The organism is Streptomyces sp. NPDC028635 (genome assembly GCF_040637635.1).
Taxonomy (GTDB): domain Bacteria; phylum Actinomycetota; class Actinomycetes; order Streptomycetales; family Streptomycetaceae; genus Streptomyces.
The window spans coordinates 70,826-87,673 of sequence record NZ_JBEZWX010000020.1 but is presented as its reverse complement, the minus strand read 5'-3'; the positions used below and the strand labels follow the sequence as shown (position 1 = coordinate 87,673).

Genomic DNA, 16,848 nt, shown 5'->3' with positions numbered 1-16,848 from the left:
TCATCCCTGGGTCTTCTGGATTGCTTCGCGAAGCACCTGGCGGTCGTCGAAGGGACGGACCACCCCGGCGATGTCCTGCCCCTGCTCGTGGCCCTTGCCCGCGACCAGCACGGTGTCGCCGGGCTGGGCGCGGTCCACGGCGGCGGCGATCGCGGCGGCCCGGTCCTCGAAGAGGACGACCTCGCCGCGCTCGTGCGCGGGCACCGAGGCCGCGCCCTGGAGCATGGTCGCGAGGATCGCGAGCGGGTCCTCGGAGCGGGGGTTGTCGGAGGTCAGTACGGCGGTGTCGGCGAGCCGCGCCATGGCGGCGCCCATCGGCGCGCGCTTGGTCTTGTCCCGGTCGCCGCCGCAGCCCAGCACGACGTGCAGCCGGCCCTTGGTGACCTTGCGCAGCGCCTTGAGCACCGACTCGACGGCGTCGGTCTTGTGGGCGTAGTCGACGACCGCGAGGTAGGGCTGCCCGGCGTCGACGCGCTCCAGACGTCCCGGCACACCGGGTACGGCGGCGATGCCGTCGGCGGCGGCCTGCGGGTCGAGGCCCGCCGTGGCGAGGGCGACGACGGCGGCGAGGGTGTTCGCCACGTTGAAGGGGCCCGCCAGCGGCGACTTGGCCCGGATGCGCTGTCCGTCGGGGCCGACGACGGTGAACGTCGAGTCCATGGTGCCGACCTCGACGTCCTCGGCGCGCCAGTCGGCGTCGGGGTGGCCCTCGGCGGAGTAGGTGACGACCGGGACGGTCGCCTCCTTGGCCAGCCGGCGGCCGTAGTCGTCGTCGTGGTTGACCACGCCGCGTTTGCTGCGGTGCGGCGTGAACAGCTGTGCCTTGGCCCGGAAGTAGTCCTCCATGTCGGAGTGGAACTCCATGTGTTCCGGGCTGAGGTTGGTGAAGACGGCGATGTCGAAGACACAGCCGTCGACCCGGCCGAGCACCAGGGCGTGGCTGGAGACCTCCATGGCGACCGCCTCGACGCCGCGCTCGCGCATCACCGCGAACAGCGCCTGGAGGTCGGTGGCTTCGGGGGTGGTGCGCTCGGACTTGATGCGCTCCTCGCCGATGCGCATCTCCACCGTGCCGATCAGGCCGGTGCTCTTCGCGGTCTTCAGGCCGCCCTCGACGAGGTAGGCGGTGGTGGTCTTGCCCGAGGTGCCGGTGATGCCGATCTGGAGCAGGTCCCGGCCCGGGTGGCCGTAGAGCGTCGCCGCCAGTTCGCCCATCCGTCCGCGCGGGTCGTCGACCACCAGGACGGGCAGGCCGGTCGCCTTGGCGCGTTCGACGCCCGTCGGGTCGGTCAGCACCGCGGCCGCGCCCAGGCTCGCCGCCTGGGTGACGAAGTCGGCGCCGTGCAGGCGGGCGCCCGGCAGGGCGGCGTACAGGTCGCCGGGGCGGACGGCGCGCGAGTCGTGGGTGATGCCCGTGACCGCCGCGGTGCTCTCCGGCTGCTGGATACCCAGCTGGTCGGCGAGGTCCGCGAGGGGTGTGGCGGAGACCTCGGCCGGCCGGGGCGGTCCCGGGTAGGTCACGGAAGCGCCCTTCTGGGTGGTTCGGGACTGATCAGCGTGTGGCACGGCGGTGAGCGTACCGGGCGCACCCGCCCCTGGGCGAAGTGAGGGGCCGGAGGCGTTCTGGTTCCCGGGCTGGGGGGTGATCATGGTCACGGCTCGTTCCTGGCTGGTCGCGCTGATCGGCAGGGGGTCGGGTCCGGGTCGGGGGGAGCGGTCCGGTGGGGGTCGGGGCTGGTGGGAGACGGTCCCGGGGCGGGCGGGGTCAGGGCCGGCGGGAGGCGGTGCCGGGGGCGGGCGGGGTCACGGCTGGTAGGACACGGGCAGGTTCGCGGGGTGGGCGCCGGTCGGTGGGACCTGGAGGGTCTTGAGCGCGAACTCCATCACCTGCTTGTAGATGGGTCCGCAGATCTGGCCGCCGAAGTAGCTGCCCGTGGTGGCGTTCTGGATCGCGCAGTAGACGGTGATGCGCGGCTTGTCGGCGGGTGCGAACCCGGCGAAGGACGAGGTGTAGCCCTTGTAGCGGCCGGTGGCCGGATCCACGCGGTTGGCGGTGCCGGTCTTGCCCGCCACTCGGTACCCGGGGATGCGCGCCTTGATGCCGGTGCCCTGCTCGTCGTCCACGACCGACTCCAGCATCTGGGCCAGCGTCTTGGCGGTCTTGGCGCTCACGACCCTTCTCACCTCGGGCTTCGCCGCCGGCGTGAAGCGCCCGTCGGGTCCCTTGGTGCCGCGGACGAGGGTGGGTTCGACGCGGACACCGCCGTTGGCGATGGTCGAGTAGACGGACGCCGCCTGGATGGCGTTGATGGAGAAACCCTGGCCGAAAGGGATCGTGTACTGCTGCGAGGTCGACCACTGTCCGGGCGGCGCGAGGATGCCCTTGGTCTCGCCGGGGAAGTCGAGCCCGCTGTAGCTGCCGATCCCGAACCGGCGCAGATAGGAGTAGAGCACCTGGTTCGCCTGCGGCTGGGTCTTGCCGAGCTGGCCGGTGGCGAGGATGGTGCCGATGTTGGAGGACTTGGCGAGCACACCGTTGAGCGTGAGGTACCAGGTGGCGTGGTCGATGTCGTCCTGGAAGAGCCGGTCGCCGCGGTGCAGCCGGTTCGGCACGACGACGTGCGTGAGCGGCGTGGCGACGTTCTCCTCCAGTACGGCGGCCATCGACATCACCTTCGCGGTGGAGCCGGGCTCGTAGGCGTCCTGCACGGCCGCGTTGCCGAGCGCGGCGGGGTTGGCGTGCCGCAGGTTTCCGGGGTCGAAGCCGGGCGAGTTGGCCATGGCGAGGATCTGGCCGGTGCGGGTGTCCTGGACGACGACGTAGCCGCGGTCCGCCTTGGACTTCTTCACCTGCTCGGTGATGGCGTTCTGCGCGGCCCACTGGATGTCGCGGTCGATGGTCAGCTCGACCTGGGAGCCGGGCACGGCGGGCGTCTCCGTGGAGCCCGCGGTCGGCACCTGACGGCCGCCGGACTGGGCGTAGCGGATCTTGCCGTCCTTGCCCGAGAGCGTCTTGTTCAGCTGCTGCTCGATGCCGCCGCCGCCCCGGCCGTCGGCGTTGACCCAGCCCAGTATCCCGGCGGCGAGATCGCCGTTGGGGTAGATCCGCTTGCTGCTGGGGTCGGCGAAGACGCCGGCGAGGACGTTGACCGTGGACTTGTCCCTTTCGGCCTTCTTGGCGAGGGCGAGCCGGAGATCCTTGATCTGCGTCCACACCTGCGGGGTGCGGCTCAGGGCGAGGCGCACGTAGCGCAGGTCCTTGTCCTTCGGCCGCAGCTTCTTGACCAGGGCCGCCTGGTCCTGGCCGAGGATCGGGGCGAGCAGCGCCGCCGCCTGCTCGGGGCCGTCGTCGATCTTGAGCTGCTTGCGCGTGAACATCGTGGGGTCGGCGGTGATGTCGTACGCGTCGACGCTCGCCGCGAGGGCCACGCCGTTGCGGTCGGTGATGCCGCCGCGCTCGGCCGCGAGGGTGTGCACGACGTACCGGTTCTGCTCGGCCTTGGCCGCGTAGGTGCTGGCGTCGACCGCCTGCACCTGCAGCAGACGGAAGACGAAGGCGGCCATGACGAGGGTCAGGCCCAGGCCGACCAGGCGCAGCCGCGGGCGCGGGCTGCCGAGCCTCAGCGTGCGCGGGGGCGCGGCCCTGCGGGGCGGGGCGGGGCGGCGCGCCGGACGTCCGCCGGGGCCGGGCTGCCGCCGGGGCGCCCCGGACCGGGCGGGCCGGGCGGGGCCGGGCACGCGGCGGCGCGGCGGTTTCCTGCCGAAGTCATCGACCACTTCCGTCACCTGCCGGGGGGCGTCGTCTGGGATGTCTGGGGCGTGGTGGCGGCCGCCGGGGAAGCGGTGACCGACGGGGTGGTTGCCGCCGGGGAGCCGGTGGCCGAGGGGGCGGTCGCCGCCGGGGAGGCGGTGGCCGAGGGGGATGCCGTGGGCGTCGGTGCCTGGCCGGCGGGCCTGGCCTCCGGGGCGAGGACGAGCGGGGCCTCCTCCAGGTCCGCGGCGGCGGGCGAGGGGAAGCCCTTGACGGTGCCGTCGAGGCCGAGGAAGGCGGGGTCCCCGCCCGGCACCATGCCCAGCTCGCGGGCGCGGCGCTGCAGGGCCTCGGGGGCGGAGTAGGCGTCCACGTCGCGTTGCAGGGCCTGCTCCTCGTCGGTGAGCGACTTGGTGTCCTTCTGCAGGTCGTCGAGCTTGAAGGAGCCCTCGCTGAGCGCGGAGTTCAGCACGAGGAGCCCGATGAGGCCGCCGCCGAGCAGCAGGACGACGAGCAGGACGAACGGCGTACGGGCCGCCTGCCCCCGCCCGGCCGCCGGGAACAGCCGGGCAAGCCGCGCGGCCCGCCCCTTCACCTGGGGTTTCCCACTCACTCGCCCCTCCCCCGGGTTCGCTCACCGCTGTGCCGAACGGTCGCTGCCGCGCCGTACCGGGAGTGCGGGCGCAGGCCGGTCCGCCGGGGCGGACGGCAGGCGCGGCCGCAGCCCCCTGCGCGGGTGGTGCGGCCGGCCCGGACCGCCCAGCGGCAGCCGGCCTCCCGGTGGACCGCACCGCACGGGTCGCCGGATGACGCGGACGCTCCGGCGCGCGGGGGCGCCGTGACGCGGCCGGCCCCGGGCCGCGCGGCCGGCTCGCGCGGCCCGGCCGCACGGGCCGTGACCGGCCGTGACCGGCGGGGGCCGACTCCTCCGCCCGGTGTTACGGCCGTCGTCGGCCCCGGCCGCCCGGGGCCGGTCCCCGCGCGCGCCCGCCCCGTCGCCTGGCTCACTCCACGTCCTCCCTGATGCGTTCGGCGCCGCGCAGCCGCGCGGGGGCCGCCCGGCGGTTCTCGGCGACCTCTTCCTCGGTGGGAAGTTCGGCACCACGGGTGAGCAGCTTGAGCCGCGGCTGGTAGCGCTCGGGCACGACCGGCAGCCCGGGCGGCGCGGTGGAGGCGGCACCGGCCGCGAAGACCTGCTTGACCAGCCGGTCCTCCAGGGAGTGGTAGGAGAGGACGGCGACACGTCCGCCCACCGCGAGCGCCTTGACCGCGGCGGGGATGGCCCGCTCCAGGACCGACAGCTCCCCGTTGACCTCGATGCGCAGCGCCTGGAAGGTGCGCTTGGCCGGGTTGCCGCCGGTGCGCTTGGCGGCCTGCGGCAGCGCGTCCCGGATCAGCTCCACCAGCCGCGCGCTGTTGCTGAACGGCTCCTTCTCCCGCTCGCGCACGATCGCGGCCACGATCCGCTTGGCCTGCTTCTCCTCGCCGTACGCGCGCAGGATGCGGACGAGTTCGCCGGGCGGGTAGGTGTTCAGCACCTCGGCCGCGCTGACGCCGGTCGTCTGGTCCATGCGCATGTCCAGCGGCGCGTCCTGCGCGTAGGCGAACCCGCGGTCCGCCTCGTCCAGCTGCATGGAGGAGACGCCCAGGTCGAACAGCACGCCCTGCACGCGCGCGATGCCGAGCCGGTCGAGGACCTCGGGCAGCTCGTCGTAGACGGCGTGCACGAGCGTGGCACGGTCCTGGTACGGCGCGAGCCGCTCACCGGACAGCCGCAGCGCCTCCTTGTCCCGGTCGAGACCGATCAGCCGGGCCTCGGGGAAGCGGGTCAGCAGCGCCTCGCTGTGGCCGCCCAGGCCCAGGGTGCAGTCGACGACGACCGCCCCCGGCTCCTGCAGGGCGGGCGCCAGCAGGTCCAGACACCGCTGGAGCATCACTGGGACGTGTCGACTCTGACTCAAGGGGCCCTCTCAGGTCCGGCGCGAACGCTCCGCACCGCCGGGTCCCCGCCCGCTCCCAGAAGGGGAGGCCGACCGGCGCCTCACGGCGGCGGCCGACCGGGAGCGGGAGGAGGCCGAGCCGTACGTACGCGCCGCGCACGTGGGAGATCTCCGGACAGCACGCCGGGGTCTTGCAGGGTTCTGACGCGGGGACGGGAAGTCCCGTGGGGAGGGCCTCGCCTCCCGCTTCGCGTCACTTTAGTCCACCCTGTCTCGCGGTCAATCAACCGGCCTGCGCGTCGCGCACCGGCACGCACGCGTAGCACCGGATCCGCCGAATTCACCCGTTCGGCACCGCCCGCGTTACCCATGTGGGTCACGGCACCGGAGTGACGTGCTGACCGGTCCACAGCCCGCCCGGACAGGGTGGCCGTGACCGTCACGGATGCCCGCCGGACGGCCCGCCCACGCGTTCTCCTCACGCATCGTTCGCGAAATCCGGCGTTCCGAGGGCCGAAAGGCCGCAAGGCCCGACATATCGCAGCCAGTTGTCCACAGGCGAGTGACACGAACCGGTAACGGCAACAAGAATGCGGTTGTGACGTCGCGCGGAACCTTTTTCGCGAGGTGTCCGTGATTCGGGGTGGGCCGGTTCCGCATCTGCGGCGGCCCGAAAGAAAGAACGGGCCGAGGAGGGCCGGGTGACGACCTATGACGAGCGAGCGAGCCTTACAGATCTGACCGCCACCGCGGAGCGTGTGCGCAGCTCCGTGGAAGGAGTGATCGAGGGCAAGCCCGAGGTCGTTCGGCTGGCACTGACCGTGCTGCTCGCCGAGGGACACCTCTTGATCGAGGACGTCCCCGGTGTCGGCAAGACGATGCTCGCCAAGACGCTGGCGCGTTCCATCGACTGCTCGGTGCGGCGGATCCAGTTCACCCCGGACCTGCTGCCCTCGGACATCACCGGTGTGTCCATCTGGGACCAGCAGCGCCGGGACTTCGAGTTCAAGCCGGGCGCGATCTTCGCGCAGATCGTGATCGGCGACGAGATCAACCGGGCCTCGCCCAAGACGCAGTCGGCGCTGCTGGAGTCGATGGAGGAGCGCCAGGTCACCATCGACGGGCAGACGTACGAGCTGCCGAGTCCCTTCATGGTGGTGGCCACGCAGAACCCGGTCGAGATGGAGGGCACCTACCCGCTGCCCGAGGCCCAGCGCGACCGCTTCATGGCCCGCGTCTCCATCGGTTACCCCACCCCGGAGGCCGAACTGCAGATGCTGGACGTGCACGGCGGGGTCAGCCCCCTGGACGACCTGCAGCCGGTGGCGCACGCGCACGACGTGGTGAAGCTGATCGACGCCGTGCGCGGGGTCCACGTCGCCGACACGGTCCGGCGCTACGCGGTGGACCTGGTCGCCGCCACCCGCACGCACCCGGACCTCAGACTGGGCGCCTCCCCGCGCGCGACGCTGCACCTGCTGCGCGCGGCGAAGGCGTCCGCGGCCCTCAGCGGCCGGGAGTACGCGCTGCCGGACGACGTGCAGGCGCTCGCCGTGGCCGTCCTCGCGCACCGTCTGCTGCCCACCGCCCAGGCCCAGCTCAACCGTCGTACGGCCGAGCAGGTCGTGCTGGAGATCCTGCAGCACACCCCGGTCCCGACGGCGTCCCAGCAGCACGGCTTCGGCCTGGGCGCCACCGCCCCGGCCTACCCGCAGCAGCCGCCGCGGAGGCTGTGATGGCGTACGACGGGGGGACGGGACGTCCGGACGCCGGCCGCGGGGAGCCGGGCGGTGTCCGTACGGCCCTGGCCGGGCTGACCACGCGCGGCCGTTCCTTTCTGGCCGCCGGCATCGCCGCCGCGATCTGCGCCTACGTCCTCGGACAGGAGGGCCTGCTGCGCGTCGGGCTGCTGCTGGCGGCGCTGCCGCTGGTGTGCGCGGCGGTGCTCTACCGCACCCGCTACCGGGTCGCCGGCAGCCGCCGGCTGAGCCCCGCACGGGTGCCGGCCGGCAGCGAGGCCCGGGTTCATCTGCGGGTGGACAACGTCTCGCGGCTGCCCACGGGCCTGCTGATGCTCCAGGACCGGGTGCCGTACGTGCTCGGTCCGCGCCCGCGCTTCGTGCTGGACCGGGTGGAGGCCGGCGGGCGCCGCGAGGTGTCCTACCGGGTCCGCTCCGACCTGCGCGGCCGCTTTCCGCTGGGCCCGCTGCAGCTGCGGCTGTCGGACCCGTTCGGCATGTGCGAGCTGACGCGGTCCTTCTCGTCGTACGACACCCTGACGGTGATCCCCCGGGTGGAGCCGCTGCCGCCGGTGCGGCTGACCGGTGAGGCGAAGGGCTACGGCGACGGACGGCAGCGTTCGCTGGCCCTGGCCGGCGAGGACGACGTGATCCCGCGCGGCTACCGCCACGGCGACGATCTGCGCCGCGTGCACTGGCGGTCCACCGCCCGCTACGGCGAGCTGATGGTGCGGCGCGAGGAGCAGCCGCAGCGTTCGCGCTGCACGGTGCTGCTGGACACCCGGGGCGTCGCCTTCCGCGGCGCGGGCCCGGACTCCGCGTTCGAGTGGGCGGTGTCCGGCTGCGCCTCGGTGCTGACGCACATGCTGGAGCGGGGTTTCTCGGTGCGGCTGCTGACCGACACCGGCAGTTCGGTGCCCGGCGAGGGCGCCGACGGGTTCGCGGGCACCGGCCACCAGTCCGCGGACGCGGCCGGCCTGATGATGGACACCCTCGCGGTGATCGACCACTCCGACGGCGCGGGGCTGTCCCGGGCCTACGACGTGCTGCGCGGCGGCAACGAGGGGCTGCTGGTGGCCTTCTTCGGCGACCTGGACGAGCAGCAGGCCGCGGTGGCCGCCAGGATGCGGCAGCGCAGCGCGGGAGCGATCGCGTTCGTCCTGGACAGCGACGTGTGGCTGCGTGAACCGATCGACGTCCCTCGTCCGATGAACAGGACGGAAGAGCGGTTGCGGCTGCTGCGGGAGGCGGGCTGGACAGCCCTGAGCGTCCCGCGGGGTGCGACACCGGCCGATCTGTGGCGTCAGGCGGACCGGGAGCGCACGAGCCTCGCGGCCGCGGGCGGTCCGGGCATGACGGGGGAGGCACGATGATCAGCGGACGGGCACGGCTGGCGCTGTGCGCGTGGGCGGCCACGGTGATGGCGTCCTGCGCGCTGCTGCCCCTGGTCGACCCGGCCACCTGGATCCTGCAGGCGGCGGTCCTGCTGGCCGTCCAGTCCGGCGTGGGCGCGGCGACCCGGCGCGTGCCGCTGGCGCGGCCGCTCACCGTGGCCGCGCAGGCGCTGGTCACCCTGCTGCTGCTCACCCTCGTCTTCGCCGGCCGGCAGGCCGTGGCCGGGTTCGTCCCCGGCCCGCAGGCGTTCCAGCACTTCTCCGACCTGCTGCGGCAGGGCTCCGACGACATAGCGCGGTACGCGATCCCGGCACCGCTGGAGTCCGACGGCATCCGGCTGATGCTCGTCGGCGGCGTCCTGGTGATCGGGCTGCTGGTGGACACGCTCGCGGTGACCTACCGCAGTGCCGCCCCGGCGGGACTGCCGCTGCTCGCGCTGTACTCGGTCGCGGCGGGGCTGTCCGACGGCGGCATGGACTGGCTGTGGTTCCTGGTGGCGGCCGCCGGTTATCTGATGCTGCTGCTCGCCGAGGGCCGGGAGCGGCTGTCGCAGTGGGGGCGCGTCTTCGGCGGCACCCCCCGTGTCCCCGGGGCGCCGGACGGTCCGCTGGCCCCGGTGCGCACGGGCCGGCGCATCGGCGCCGTCGCGCTGGGAATCGCCCTGGTGGTGCCGCTGCTTCCATTGCCGGCGATCCAGGGCGGACTGCTGGCCGACGCCCGGGGCGGCGTGGGCTCGGGCAGCGGCGCCGGGGGCACGATCTCCGCGGTCAACCCGCTGGTCTCCCTGCGCGACAGCCTGAACCAGGACCAGGACCGCACGGCCATGGTCCTGCGCACCGACAGCGACGACTTCAACAACCTGTATCTGCGGATCGTCTCGCTGGACGACTTCGACGGCACCACGTGGAAACCCGCCAAGCGGCACATCACCGCGGTGCCGGAGCAGTTCCCCGGCCCGGCCGGCCTGGGCGCGGACGTCCGCCGGGCGCAGATCACCACCCGCATCTCCGCGGCCGAGTGGTACGCCCAGGACTGGCTGCCGATGCCCTACCCGCCGAGCGGTGTGAGCGTGGGGGGCAAGTGGCGCTACGAGCCGGTGGGCATGACGCTGGTCGGTGACCACGGCCAGACCACACGCGGTGAGACGTACGAGGTGCGCAGCCTCGACGTGCGGCCGACGGCCCAGCAGCTGGCATCGGCTCCGCGGGCGCCGGAGCGGATCCTGCAGGAGTACACCAAGGTGCCGGGCTCGGTGCCGTCGGTGGTGGCGCGGACGGCACGGCAGATCACCCGGAACGCGACGAGCGACTACGACAAGGCGGTCGCGCTGCAGGACTACTTCGCGCTGACCGGCGGTTTCCAGTACGACACGCAGGTCGAGGTGGGCAGCGGTCCCGACGCGATCGCCAAGTTCCTGAAGGACAAGCAGGGCTTCTGCGTCCACTTCTCCTTCGCGATGGCGGCGATGGCCCGCACCCTCGGCATCCCGGCCCGGGTCGCGGTCGGGTTCGCGCCGGGGACGGTGCAGTCGGACGGCTCGGTGGCGGTCGGGGTGAAGGACGCGCACGCCTGGCCCGAGCTGTACTTCGAGGGCGTGGGCTGGACCCGCTTCGAGCCCACGCCGACCCGCGGGACGACGCCGTCGTACACCACGCCGGACAGCCCGGGCAACAACCTCCCCGACGCACCGCAGGCCTCGCGCTCGGCGGGCACCGCCCCGTCGGCGGCGCCCTCGGCGAGCTCGAGCTGCTCGGTGCAGGCCAAGAAGCTCGACGAGTGCGCCGGTGCGCTGCCGCTGAACCCGGCGCAGGGCGGCGACGACTCCACGCCCTGGTGGGCGATCGCCACCTGGACGCTGCTGGGCCTGGCGGCGGTGACCGTGCTGCTGCTGCCCATGCTGTGGCGGGTGCGGCGGCGTGCGCTGCGGCTGGCGTCGGCCCAGCACGCGCCGCGCGGGCCGACCGCGTCCCGTGCGGGCCGCGAGGGCGGCGCCGAGGGCCCCGAGGTGACGGCGGAGCCGGCGCTGCTCACGGCGCAGCAGGCGGCGACCGGGCATGTCCTCGCGGTATGGGGCGAGCTGATCGACACGGCTTGGGACTACGGCATCCCGCCGGACGACGCGCTCACCCCGCGCAAGGCGGCGGCGCGGATCGTGCGGCTGGGCGAGCTGGAGGGACCGGCGGCTGCGTCGGTGCACCGGGTGGCGGGCGCCGTGGAGCAGGTGCTGTACGCGCCGCGGGCGCAGGCGGAGGCCGGGCTGGCCGACGACGTGCGCCGGATGCGGGCCGCTCTCCGTGCGAAGGCCGGCCGTCGTACCCGGCTGCGAGCCCTCGTCGCCCCGCGGTCGGCGGTCCGGGCACTGTGGGACGTCTCGGCCCGCTGGACAGCGCTCAGATCCCGCTGGTCCCAGCGCTTGGCCCACCTGCTCCCCCGCCCACGGAGCCAGGAATCCAGCTGAGCCGACCCTGACCGGGGGCCAGGCTCAGGGCTCCCCTCACCGGGGGCCAGGCTTAGGGCTCCCCTGAGTGGCCCGGGGCCTCGCGGGCCGGCCCGACGGCACTCCCGCGGGCCGGCTCGACGGGCATCCTGAGCCCGCCCCGGGGCGTCCGGTCGGGAGAGCACTGCGCCCCCGGGACGGGCGTCGTGGGCGCAGACGCATGGCGCAGACGCCGAAGGGGTGACCACCTGGTGGTGGTCACCCCTCGGGATGTCGTCGAGGACCCTCGGCTTCAGTGGCCTTGCTCGTCCCGGCGCCGCTGCCAGCGCTGTTCGATGCGGTCCATCATGGAACGCTTCGGCCCCCGCTGCCGCCGGGCATGCGGACCCGCGGCAGCCGGATGCTCTCCGGGCTTGGGTGCCTTGCGCCAGCCGGTCACAGCGAGGACGGCACACCCCAGCATCACGAGGAAGCCCACGACACTGAGCCAGACCTGCTTGGCGACCATTCCGGCCATGAGGAGCGCGATACCCACGAGGAAGCCCGCGACCGCCTGGTAGACCCGCCGCCGGGTGTACGTACGCAGCCCGCTTCCCTCAAGCGCCGACGCGAACTTGGGATCTTCGGCGTACAGCGCTCGCTCCATCTGCTCGAGCATGCGCTGCTCGTGCTCCGAGAGCGGCACGGAGTCCTCCTCATCGTGCAGTCGCCGGGGCGACCCGGGGGGTCCCTTCAGGATAGGCAGGGAATCGCCCCCGTGAAACCCGCCCCTCTGCGCCAATTGGCCAACCGGAATCCGTCATGAACGTCCCGGCTCGCTGAGGCTTCCATTCCCCGGCGGCCGACCCGTCATGCCGGGCGGTCTCCTTCGATCATACGGCGACAAGCCCCCGAACGGGGGGTCTGTGGCGGACTCCATCCGCGGCCAACGCGCTGATCAACGGCGCGCCGCGGATCGCCTCGGGAGGCCTGTCAGCCCTCCGCAGCCGCCCGCGTCTCACCGAGGACGTGGAGCTGGGTCGCCACGGAGTGGAAGGCGGGGAGCTCGGCGGCGGCCTCCTCCAGCTTGAGCAGCGCCTCCAGCGCACCGGGCTCGGTGTCGACCAGCACGCCGGGGACGAGGTCGGCGAAGACCCGCACGCCGTGGACCGCGGCGACCCGCAGCCCCGCGCTCTCGACCAGCCCGGTGAGCTGCTCGGTGGTGAAGCGCCGCGGCACCGGGTCGCCGGTGCCCCAGCGGCCGTCGGGGTCGGCGAGGGCCTGCCGGGCCTCGGTGAAGTGCCCGGCGAGCGCCCGGGCGAGCACGGCTCCGCCGAGGCCGGCGGCGAGCAGGCTCAGCACGCCCTCGGAGCGCAGCGCGGCGACCGCGTTGCGCACGCCCTCGGCCGGGTCGTCCACGTACTCCAGGACGCCGTGGCACAGGACGGCGTCGTAGCCGCCCCGCTCGGCCACGTCGAACAGTCCGTGGGCGTCGCCCTGAACGCCCCGCACCCGGTCGGCCACGCCCGCCTCGGCGGCGCGGCGCTCCAGGGCGAAGAGCGCGTTGGGGCTGGGGTCGACGACCGTGACGTTGTGGCCGAGGCGGGCGACGGGCACCGCGAAGTTGCCGCTGCCGCCGCCGGTGTCGAGGACGTCCAGCACCTGCCGGCCCGTGGCCTTCACCCGGCGGTCGAGGGCGTCCTGGAGGACCTCCCAGACGACGGCGGTACGAAGAGAGGCTCGGGGTCGCATCGGGTCCGACACGTTGGTTGACTCCTCGGCGCGGCACCGCCACGTCACGGCGGCGCGATACGGGCTGCCCTCCGGGCCCGGACGCGGGACGGAAGGCTTCAGGCGTGCTCCACCCTATTGCCTCCGTGGTCGCCCCAGGCCACCGCGTCAGCCCGCGTCCGGCATGTCCGCGCCCCTCACCTCCCCGCGCACCGCCTCGTCCGTGTCCTGGCGGGGCTGCGGCAGGACCGGCTGGAGGACCAGCATCCGCTCGACGATGCGGAGGAACATCGCCACGTCGCGTATCAGGTCGTCGGCGTCGCGGTTGCCGGCCGCGCCCTGGATGCCCGCCTCCGCGCGGGCACGGCGCCGGGCGCCTGAGGCGAACAGCGCGCTCCATTCGGTCAGTTCGGGCGCGATCTCGGGGAGCACTTCCCAGGCGCTCCGGATCCTGGCCCGCTTCCTGGGAGTGGACTCGGGCCGGCCGCGCGCGGCGAGCACGGCGGCCGCGGTGCGCAGCGCGGCGAGGTGGGCCGTGGCGTAGCGCTCGTTGGGGGTGTCGAGGACCGCGGCCTCGTCGAGGCCGGCGCGTGCCTGGGCGAGCAGGTCGAGTGCGGCGGGCGGGGCGGATGCCCGGCGCAGCACCGGGTGCACGTCGCTCGCCGGGCCGTTCAGTGAGGGGGCAGGGCCGGTGGCGCGGCGCCGGTGCGCGGCTGCTGCGGAGTGGGTGGCCATGACGAACCTCCTGTCGTCTGCGTGACGGCACTGCCCTACGGGGGTGCCGTATGTGCCCATCGTCGGGTATGCCACTGACAATCCGTTCTGACCTGGGCTTTTGCCTCGATCGAAGGTTCGGGCTAGTTTTTGCACTGACCAGTCAGTTCAAAAAAGCAGGGGGTCACGTGGACGACGACTCGCCCGGGCTCGCCGTAGCGGCCCGCGGCCTCGGACTCAAAGGGCCGCGGGGCTGGGCCTTCCGCGGCGTCGACATCGAGACGGAACCGGGCTCGCTGATCGCGGTCACCGGGCCGTCCGGTTCGGGCCGTACCTGTCTCCTGCTCGCGCTCACCGGACGTATGCGCCCCACCGAGGGGTCGGTCACGGTCGGCGGCCACCGGCTGCCCCGGCAGATGGCCGCCCTGCGCCGGGTCGCCGCACTCGCCCACGTGCCCGGCGTGACCGACCTCGACCCCGCGCTCACGGTCGGCGAGCACCTGCGGGAACGGGCGCTGCTCCAGCGGCGTTTCGGGGACGGACTGCGCTCTCTGCTCAGGCCGCGCGCGGAGCGGGCCGCGACGGCCTCCCGGCGCGTCGAGGAGGCCCTGACGTCCGCCGGACTGGACCTGGACGCTCTGCCCAAGGGTCCCCGCACGGCCGTTCGCGATCTGGAGCGGCTGGAGGCGCTGCGGCTGTCGATCGCACTCGCGCTGATCGGGCGGCCGGGGCTGCTGGGCGTCGACGACGCGGATCTGAAGCTGGCGGACGCCGAGCGCGCCGAGATGTGGGCGCTGCTCAGGTCCCTGACCGAGGCCGGCATCACCGTCGCCGCGGTGTGCAGCGAGGCCCCGGACGGCGCCGTCACCGTGTCCACCGGCGGCGATCAGAAGACCGGCGCCGACGCCACGGCCACCGGCAACGACGAGAAGGGCCGCGCGGGGGAGGCGACGGCCGAGGACGGCGGCAACACCGGCGCGACCGACGAGACCGCCGAGGACACCGACAAGACCCGCGCGGGTGACGCGACCGTGAAGGACGACGAGAAGGAGGCGGCGGCCGATGCGCTCGCCGAAACTGGCCGCTCTTGAGCTGCGGCGCTTCGGCCGGGGCAAGCTGCCGCGCGCCGCCCTGGTCGCGCTGCTGCTGCTCCCGCTGCTCTACGGCGCGCTGTACCTGTGGTCCTTCTGGGACCCCTACGGCCGCCTCGACCGCATCCCCGTCGCTCTCGTGAACGCGGACAAGGGCGCCACCGTAGACGGCAAGAAGCTCACCGCCGGCGACGACATCACCGAGCGGCTGCTGGACAGCCGCACGTTCGAGTGGCACCAGGTGAGCGCCGGGCAGGCCCGCCGGGGCGTCGAGGACGGCACGTACTACCTGTCGCTGACCATGCCCGCCGACTTCAGCAAGCGGATCGCCTCCAGCGCGGGTGACGCCCCCGAGACCGGCGCCCTTCAGGTGCGCACCAACGACGCCAACAACTACATCGTCGGGCAGATCTCCCGGACGGTGTTCAGCGAGGTGCGCGCCGCGGCCTCCAGCAAGGCGTCGCGCTCCTTCCTGGACAAGATCTTCATCTCGTTCTCCGACATCCACGACAAGACCGTCCAGGCGGCGAGCGGCGCCGACCGGCTCAGCACCGGCATCGGCAAGGCGGAGAAGGGCTCCAAGGACCTGGCCGACGGGCTGAAGGAGGCCAAGGCGGGCAGCGGCAAGCTCAACACGGGGCTCACCAAGCTGAACCAGGGCGCGAGCGATCTGGAGGACGGCTCGCAGCGGGTCGCCGACGGTACGCAGGCACTCGCCGACAAGGTCAACGGCACCGCCGGCCAGGTGCGCCCGTTCCTGAAGGCCAACGAGAAGACCATCGGGGACACCGCCCGGCTCGTCGCCGACTCGGCGGCCGCCGTCCAGCACAACCTGGACGACCTGGTGAAGCGGGCCCCCCAGGCCGCCAAGGGCGCCCATCTGGCCTCCGACGCGCTGAACACGTTCTACCGCGAGCACTGCGAGAAGTCCCTGCTGCCGGACTCGGGCTGCACCAAGCTGAAGGACGCCAAGCAGGCGGCCGCCGACGTGGCGGGCATCGCGGACGACCTCAACACCCTGATCGCCGACCAGAACGGCGACCTGAAGACCATCCGCGCCAACCTCGGCACGCTGCAGGAGCAGGCGCAGGCCCTCGCCAAGCGCGCCCCGCACCTCACCGAGGACCTCGACGACGCCGTATCCAAGATCAACAGGTTGAACGACGGGGCCGCCAAGGTCGCCGCGGGCGCCAAGAAGCTGCACACCGGGCTCGGCACCGCCTCGACCGGCGCCGGCACTCTCGATCAGGGCGTCGGCAAGCTCAAGACGGGCGCCGAGACCCTGAACGGCGGCATGTACAAGCTGGTCGACGGCTCCGGCAAGCTGGCCGGCGGGCTGCACGACGGCGCGGGGAAGATCCCCGACTACGACCGGCAGGACCGCGACCGGCGCACCGGCGTCATGGCCGACCCCGTGCGGCTCGCCGCGCAGGACCTGCACAAGGCACCCAACTACGGCACCGGGTTCGCGCCGTACTTCATCCCGCTGTCGCTGTGGGTGGGCGCGATGGTGGCGTACATGCTGATTCCGCCGATGAACCGGCGCGCGCTCGCCGCGGGCGCCCCGGCCTGGCGGATCGCGCTGGCGGGCTGGCTGCCGGTGGTGGCCGTCGGCGTCCTGCAGACGGCGGCGCTCATGGCCGTGCTGCACTGGGCGATCGGCCTGCAGATGGTCCGCGCGGCCGGCACGGTCGGCTTCCTCTTCCTGGTGGCGGCGTGTTTCGCGGCGATCGTGCAGTGGCTCAACGCCCGGTTCGGCGCGGCCGGCCGGATCCTGGTCCTCGCGCTGCTGATGCTCCAGCTGACCTCCGCGGGCGGCACCTATCCGGTGCAGACCTCGCCGGGCTTCTTCAACGCGATCCACCCCTTCCTGCCGATGAGCTACGTCGTCGAGGCGCTGCGCAGGCTCGTCACCGGCGGCGGGCTGGGACCGGTGTGGACGGCGTGCGCGGTCCTCACGGCGTTCACGGCCGGGGCGCTCGCCCTGACCGCCCTGTCGGCGCGACGCCGGCAGGTGTGGACCCTGGACCGGCTGCATCCGGAGCTGAGCCTGTGACCACCACCCCCGGAA

At 73.5% G+C, this 16,848-nt stretch carries 12 protein-coding genes; 5 read left to right on the top strand and 7 right to left on the bottom strand.

Translation table 11 applies throughout. The features are described from left to right. The 4 genes from AB0E88_RS21820 to rsmH all read right to left on the bottom strand — a co-directional run bounded on the left by AB0E88_RS21820 (nucleotide 1) and on the right by rsmH (nucleotide 5,712). Nucleotides 1-1,521: a UDP-N-acetylmuramoyl-L-alanyl-D-glutamate--2,6-diaminopimelate ligase gene (locus AB0E88_RS21820; protein ID WP_361632847.1), complete on the bottom strand. Its 1,521-nt coding sequence runs from the start codon at nucleotides 1,519-1,521 to the stop codon at nucleotides 1-3. Between the two features lie 282 nt (nucleotides 1,522-1,803). Next, the gene (locus tag AB0E88_RS21815; protein ID WP_361632778.1) at nucleotides 1,804-3,777 is read right to left on the bottom strand and encodes a penicillin-binding protein 2; all 1,974 of its coding nucleotides are present in this window, start codon (nucleotides 3,775-3,777) and stop codon (nucleotides 1,804-1,806) included. Between the two features lie 5 nt (nucleotides 3,778-3,782). Beyond that, on the bottom strand, nucleotides 3,783-4,364 hold the full coding sequence (locus AB0E88_RS21810; protein WP_361632776.1) for a septum formation initiator family protein: 582 nt from the start codon (nucleotides 4,362-4,364) through the stop codon (nucleotides 3,783-3,785). A gap of 391 nt (nucleotides 4,365-4,755) precedes the next feature. Next, complete coding sequence (gene rsmH / locus AB0E88_RS21805) at nucleotides 4,756-5,712, bottom strand: 16S rRNA (cytosine(1402)-N(4))-methyltransferase RsmH (protein WP_361632774.1); 957 nt, start codon at nucleotides 5,710-5,712, stop codon at nucleotides 4,756-4,758. A gap of 680 nt (nucleotides 5,713-6,392) precedes the next feature. Here rsmH and AB0E88_RS21800 point away from each other — a divergent pair. Genes AB0E88_RS21800 through AB0E88_RS21790 form a run of 3 tightly spaced genes read left to right on the top strand, consistent with a single transcriptional unit; the run spans nucleotide 6,393 to nucleotide 11,283 of the window. After that, nucleotides 6,393-7,427: a MoxR family ATPase gene (locus AB0E88_RS21800; RefSeq protein ID WP_361632772.1), complete on the top strand. Its 1,035-nt coding sequence runs from the start codon at nucleotides 6,393-6,395 to the stop codon at nucleotides 7,425-7,427. Continuing rightward, nucleotides 7,427-8,803 carry a DUF58 domain-containing protein gene (locus AB0E88_RS21795; protein WP_361632770.1) on the top strand — a complete coding sequence of 459 codons (1,377 nt, stop codon included), beginning with the start codon at nucleotides 7,427-7,429 and terminating at the stop codon, nucleotides 8,801-8,803. Before AB0E88_RS21800 ends, AB0E88_RS21795 begins: the two co-directional genes overlap by 1 nt. Then, nucleotides 8,803-11,283, top strand: coding sequence for a DUF3488 and transglutaminase-like domain-containing protein (locus AB0E88_RS21790; protein WP_361632845.1), 2,481 nt, complete (start codon nucleotides 8,803-8,805; stop codon nucleotides 11,281-11,283). The genes AB0E88_RS21795 and AB0E88_RS21790 overlap by 1 nt, the downstream gene beginning before the upstream one ends. 271 nt (nucleotides 11,284-11,554) lie before the next feature. On the opposite strand, the gene AB0E88_RS21785 is transcribed toward AB0E88_RS21790, so the two are convergent. From AB0E88_RS21785 to AB0E88_RS21775, 3 genes are all read right to left on the bottom strand, one after another. Next, complete coding sequence (locus AB0E88_RS21785; RefSeq protein WP_361632768.1) at nucleotides 11,555-11,947, bottom strand: DUF3040 domain-containing protein; 393 nt, start codon at nucleotides 11,945-11,947, stop codon at nucleotides 11,555-11,557. 287 nt (nucleotides 11,948-12,234) lie between these two features. Further along, a complete protein-coding gene (locus tag AB0E88_RS21780; protein WP_361632766.1) occupies nucleotides 12,235-13,005 on the bottom strand; it encodes a methyltransferase in 771 nt (256 codons plus the stop codon). Between the two features lie 135 nt (nucleotides 13,006-13,140). Continuing rightward, the gene (locus tag AB0E88_RS21775) at nucleotides 13,141-13,707 is read right to left on the bottom strand and encodes an SAV_6107 family HEPN domain-containing protein (RefSeq protein WP_361632764.1); all 567 of its coding nucleotides are present in this window, start codon (nucleotides 13,705-13,707) and stop codon (nucleotides 13,141-13,143) included. Between the two features lie 167 nt (nucleotides 13,708-13,874). On the opposite strand from AB0E88_RS21775, the gene AB0E88_RS21770 reads away from it, so the two are divergent. Next, nucleotides 13,875-14,777 (top strand): ATP-binding cassette domain-containing protein, encoded by a 903-nt coding sequence (locus tag AB0E88_RS21770; RefSeq protein WP_361632762.1) that lies wholly within the window; start codon nucleotides 13,875-13,877, stop codon nucleotides 14,775-14,777. Further along, nucleotides 14,749-16,833 carry a YhgE/Pip domain-containing protein gene (locus tag AB0E88_RS21765; protein ID WP_361632760.1) on the top strand — a complete coding sequence of 695 codons (2,085 nt, stop codon included), beginning with the start codon at nucleotides 14,749-14,751 and terminating at the stop codon, nucleotides 16,831-16,833. The genes AB0E88_RS21770 and AB0E88_RS21765 overlap by 29 nt, the downstream gene beginning before the upstream one ends. Nucleotides 16,834-16,848 lie beyond the last annotated feature (15 nt).

Coding starts and splice junctions, on each gene's coding strand:
- AB0E88_RS21795 (WP_361632770.1), top strand. CDS start 7,427: ATGGCGTACGACGGGGGGACGGGACGTCCGGACGCCGGCCGCGGGGAG.
- AB0E88_RS21775 (WP_361632764.1), bottom strand. CDS start 13,707: ATGGCCACCCACTCCGCAGCAGCCGCGCACCGGCGCCGCGCCACCGGC.
- AB0E88_RS21765 (WP_361632760.1), top strand. CDS start 14,749: ATGCGCTCGCCGAAACTGGCCGCTCTTGAGCTGCGGCGCTTCGGCCGG.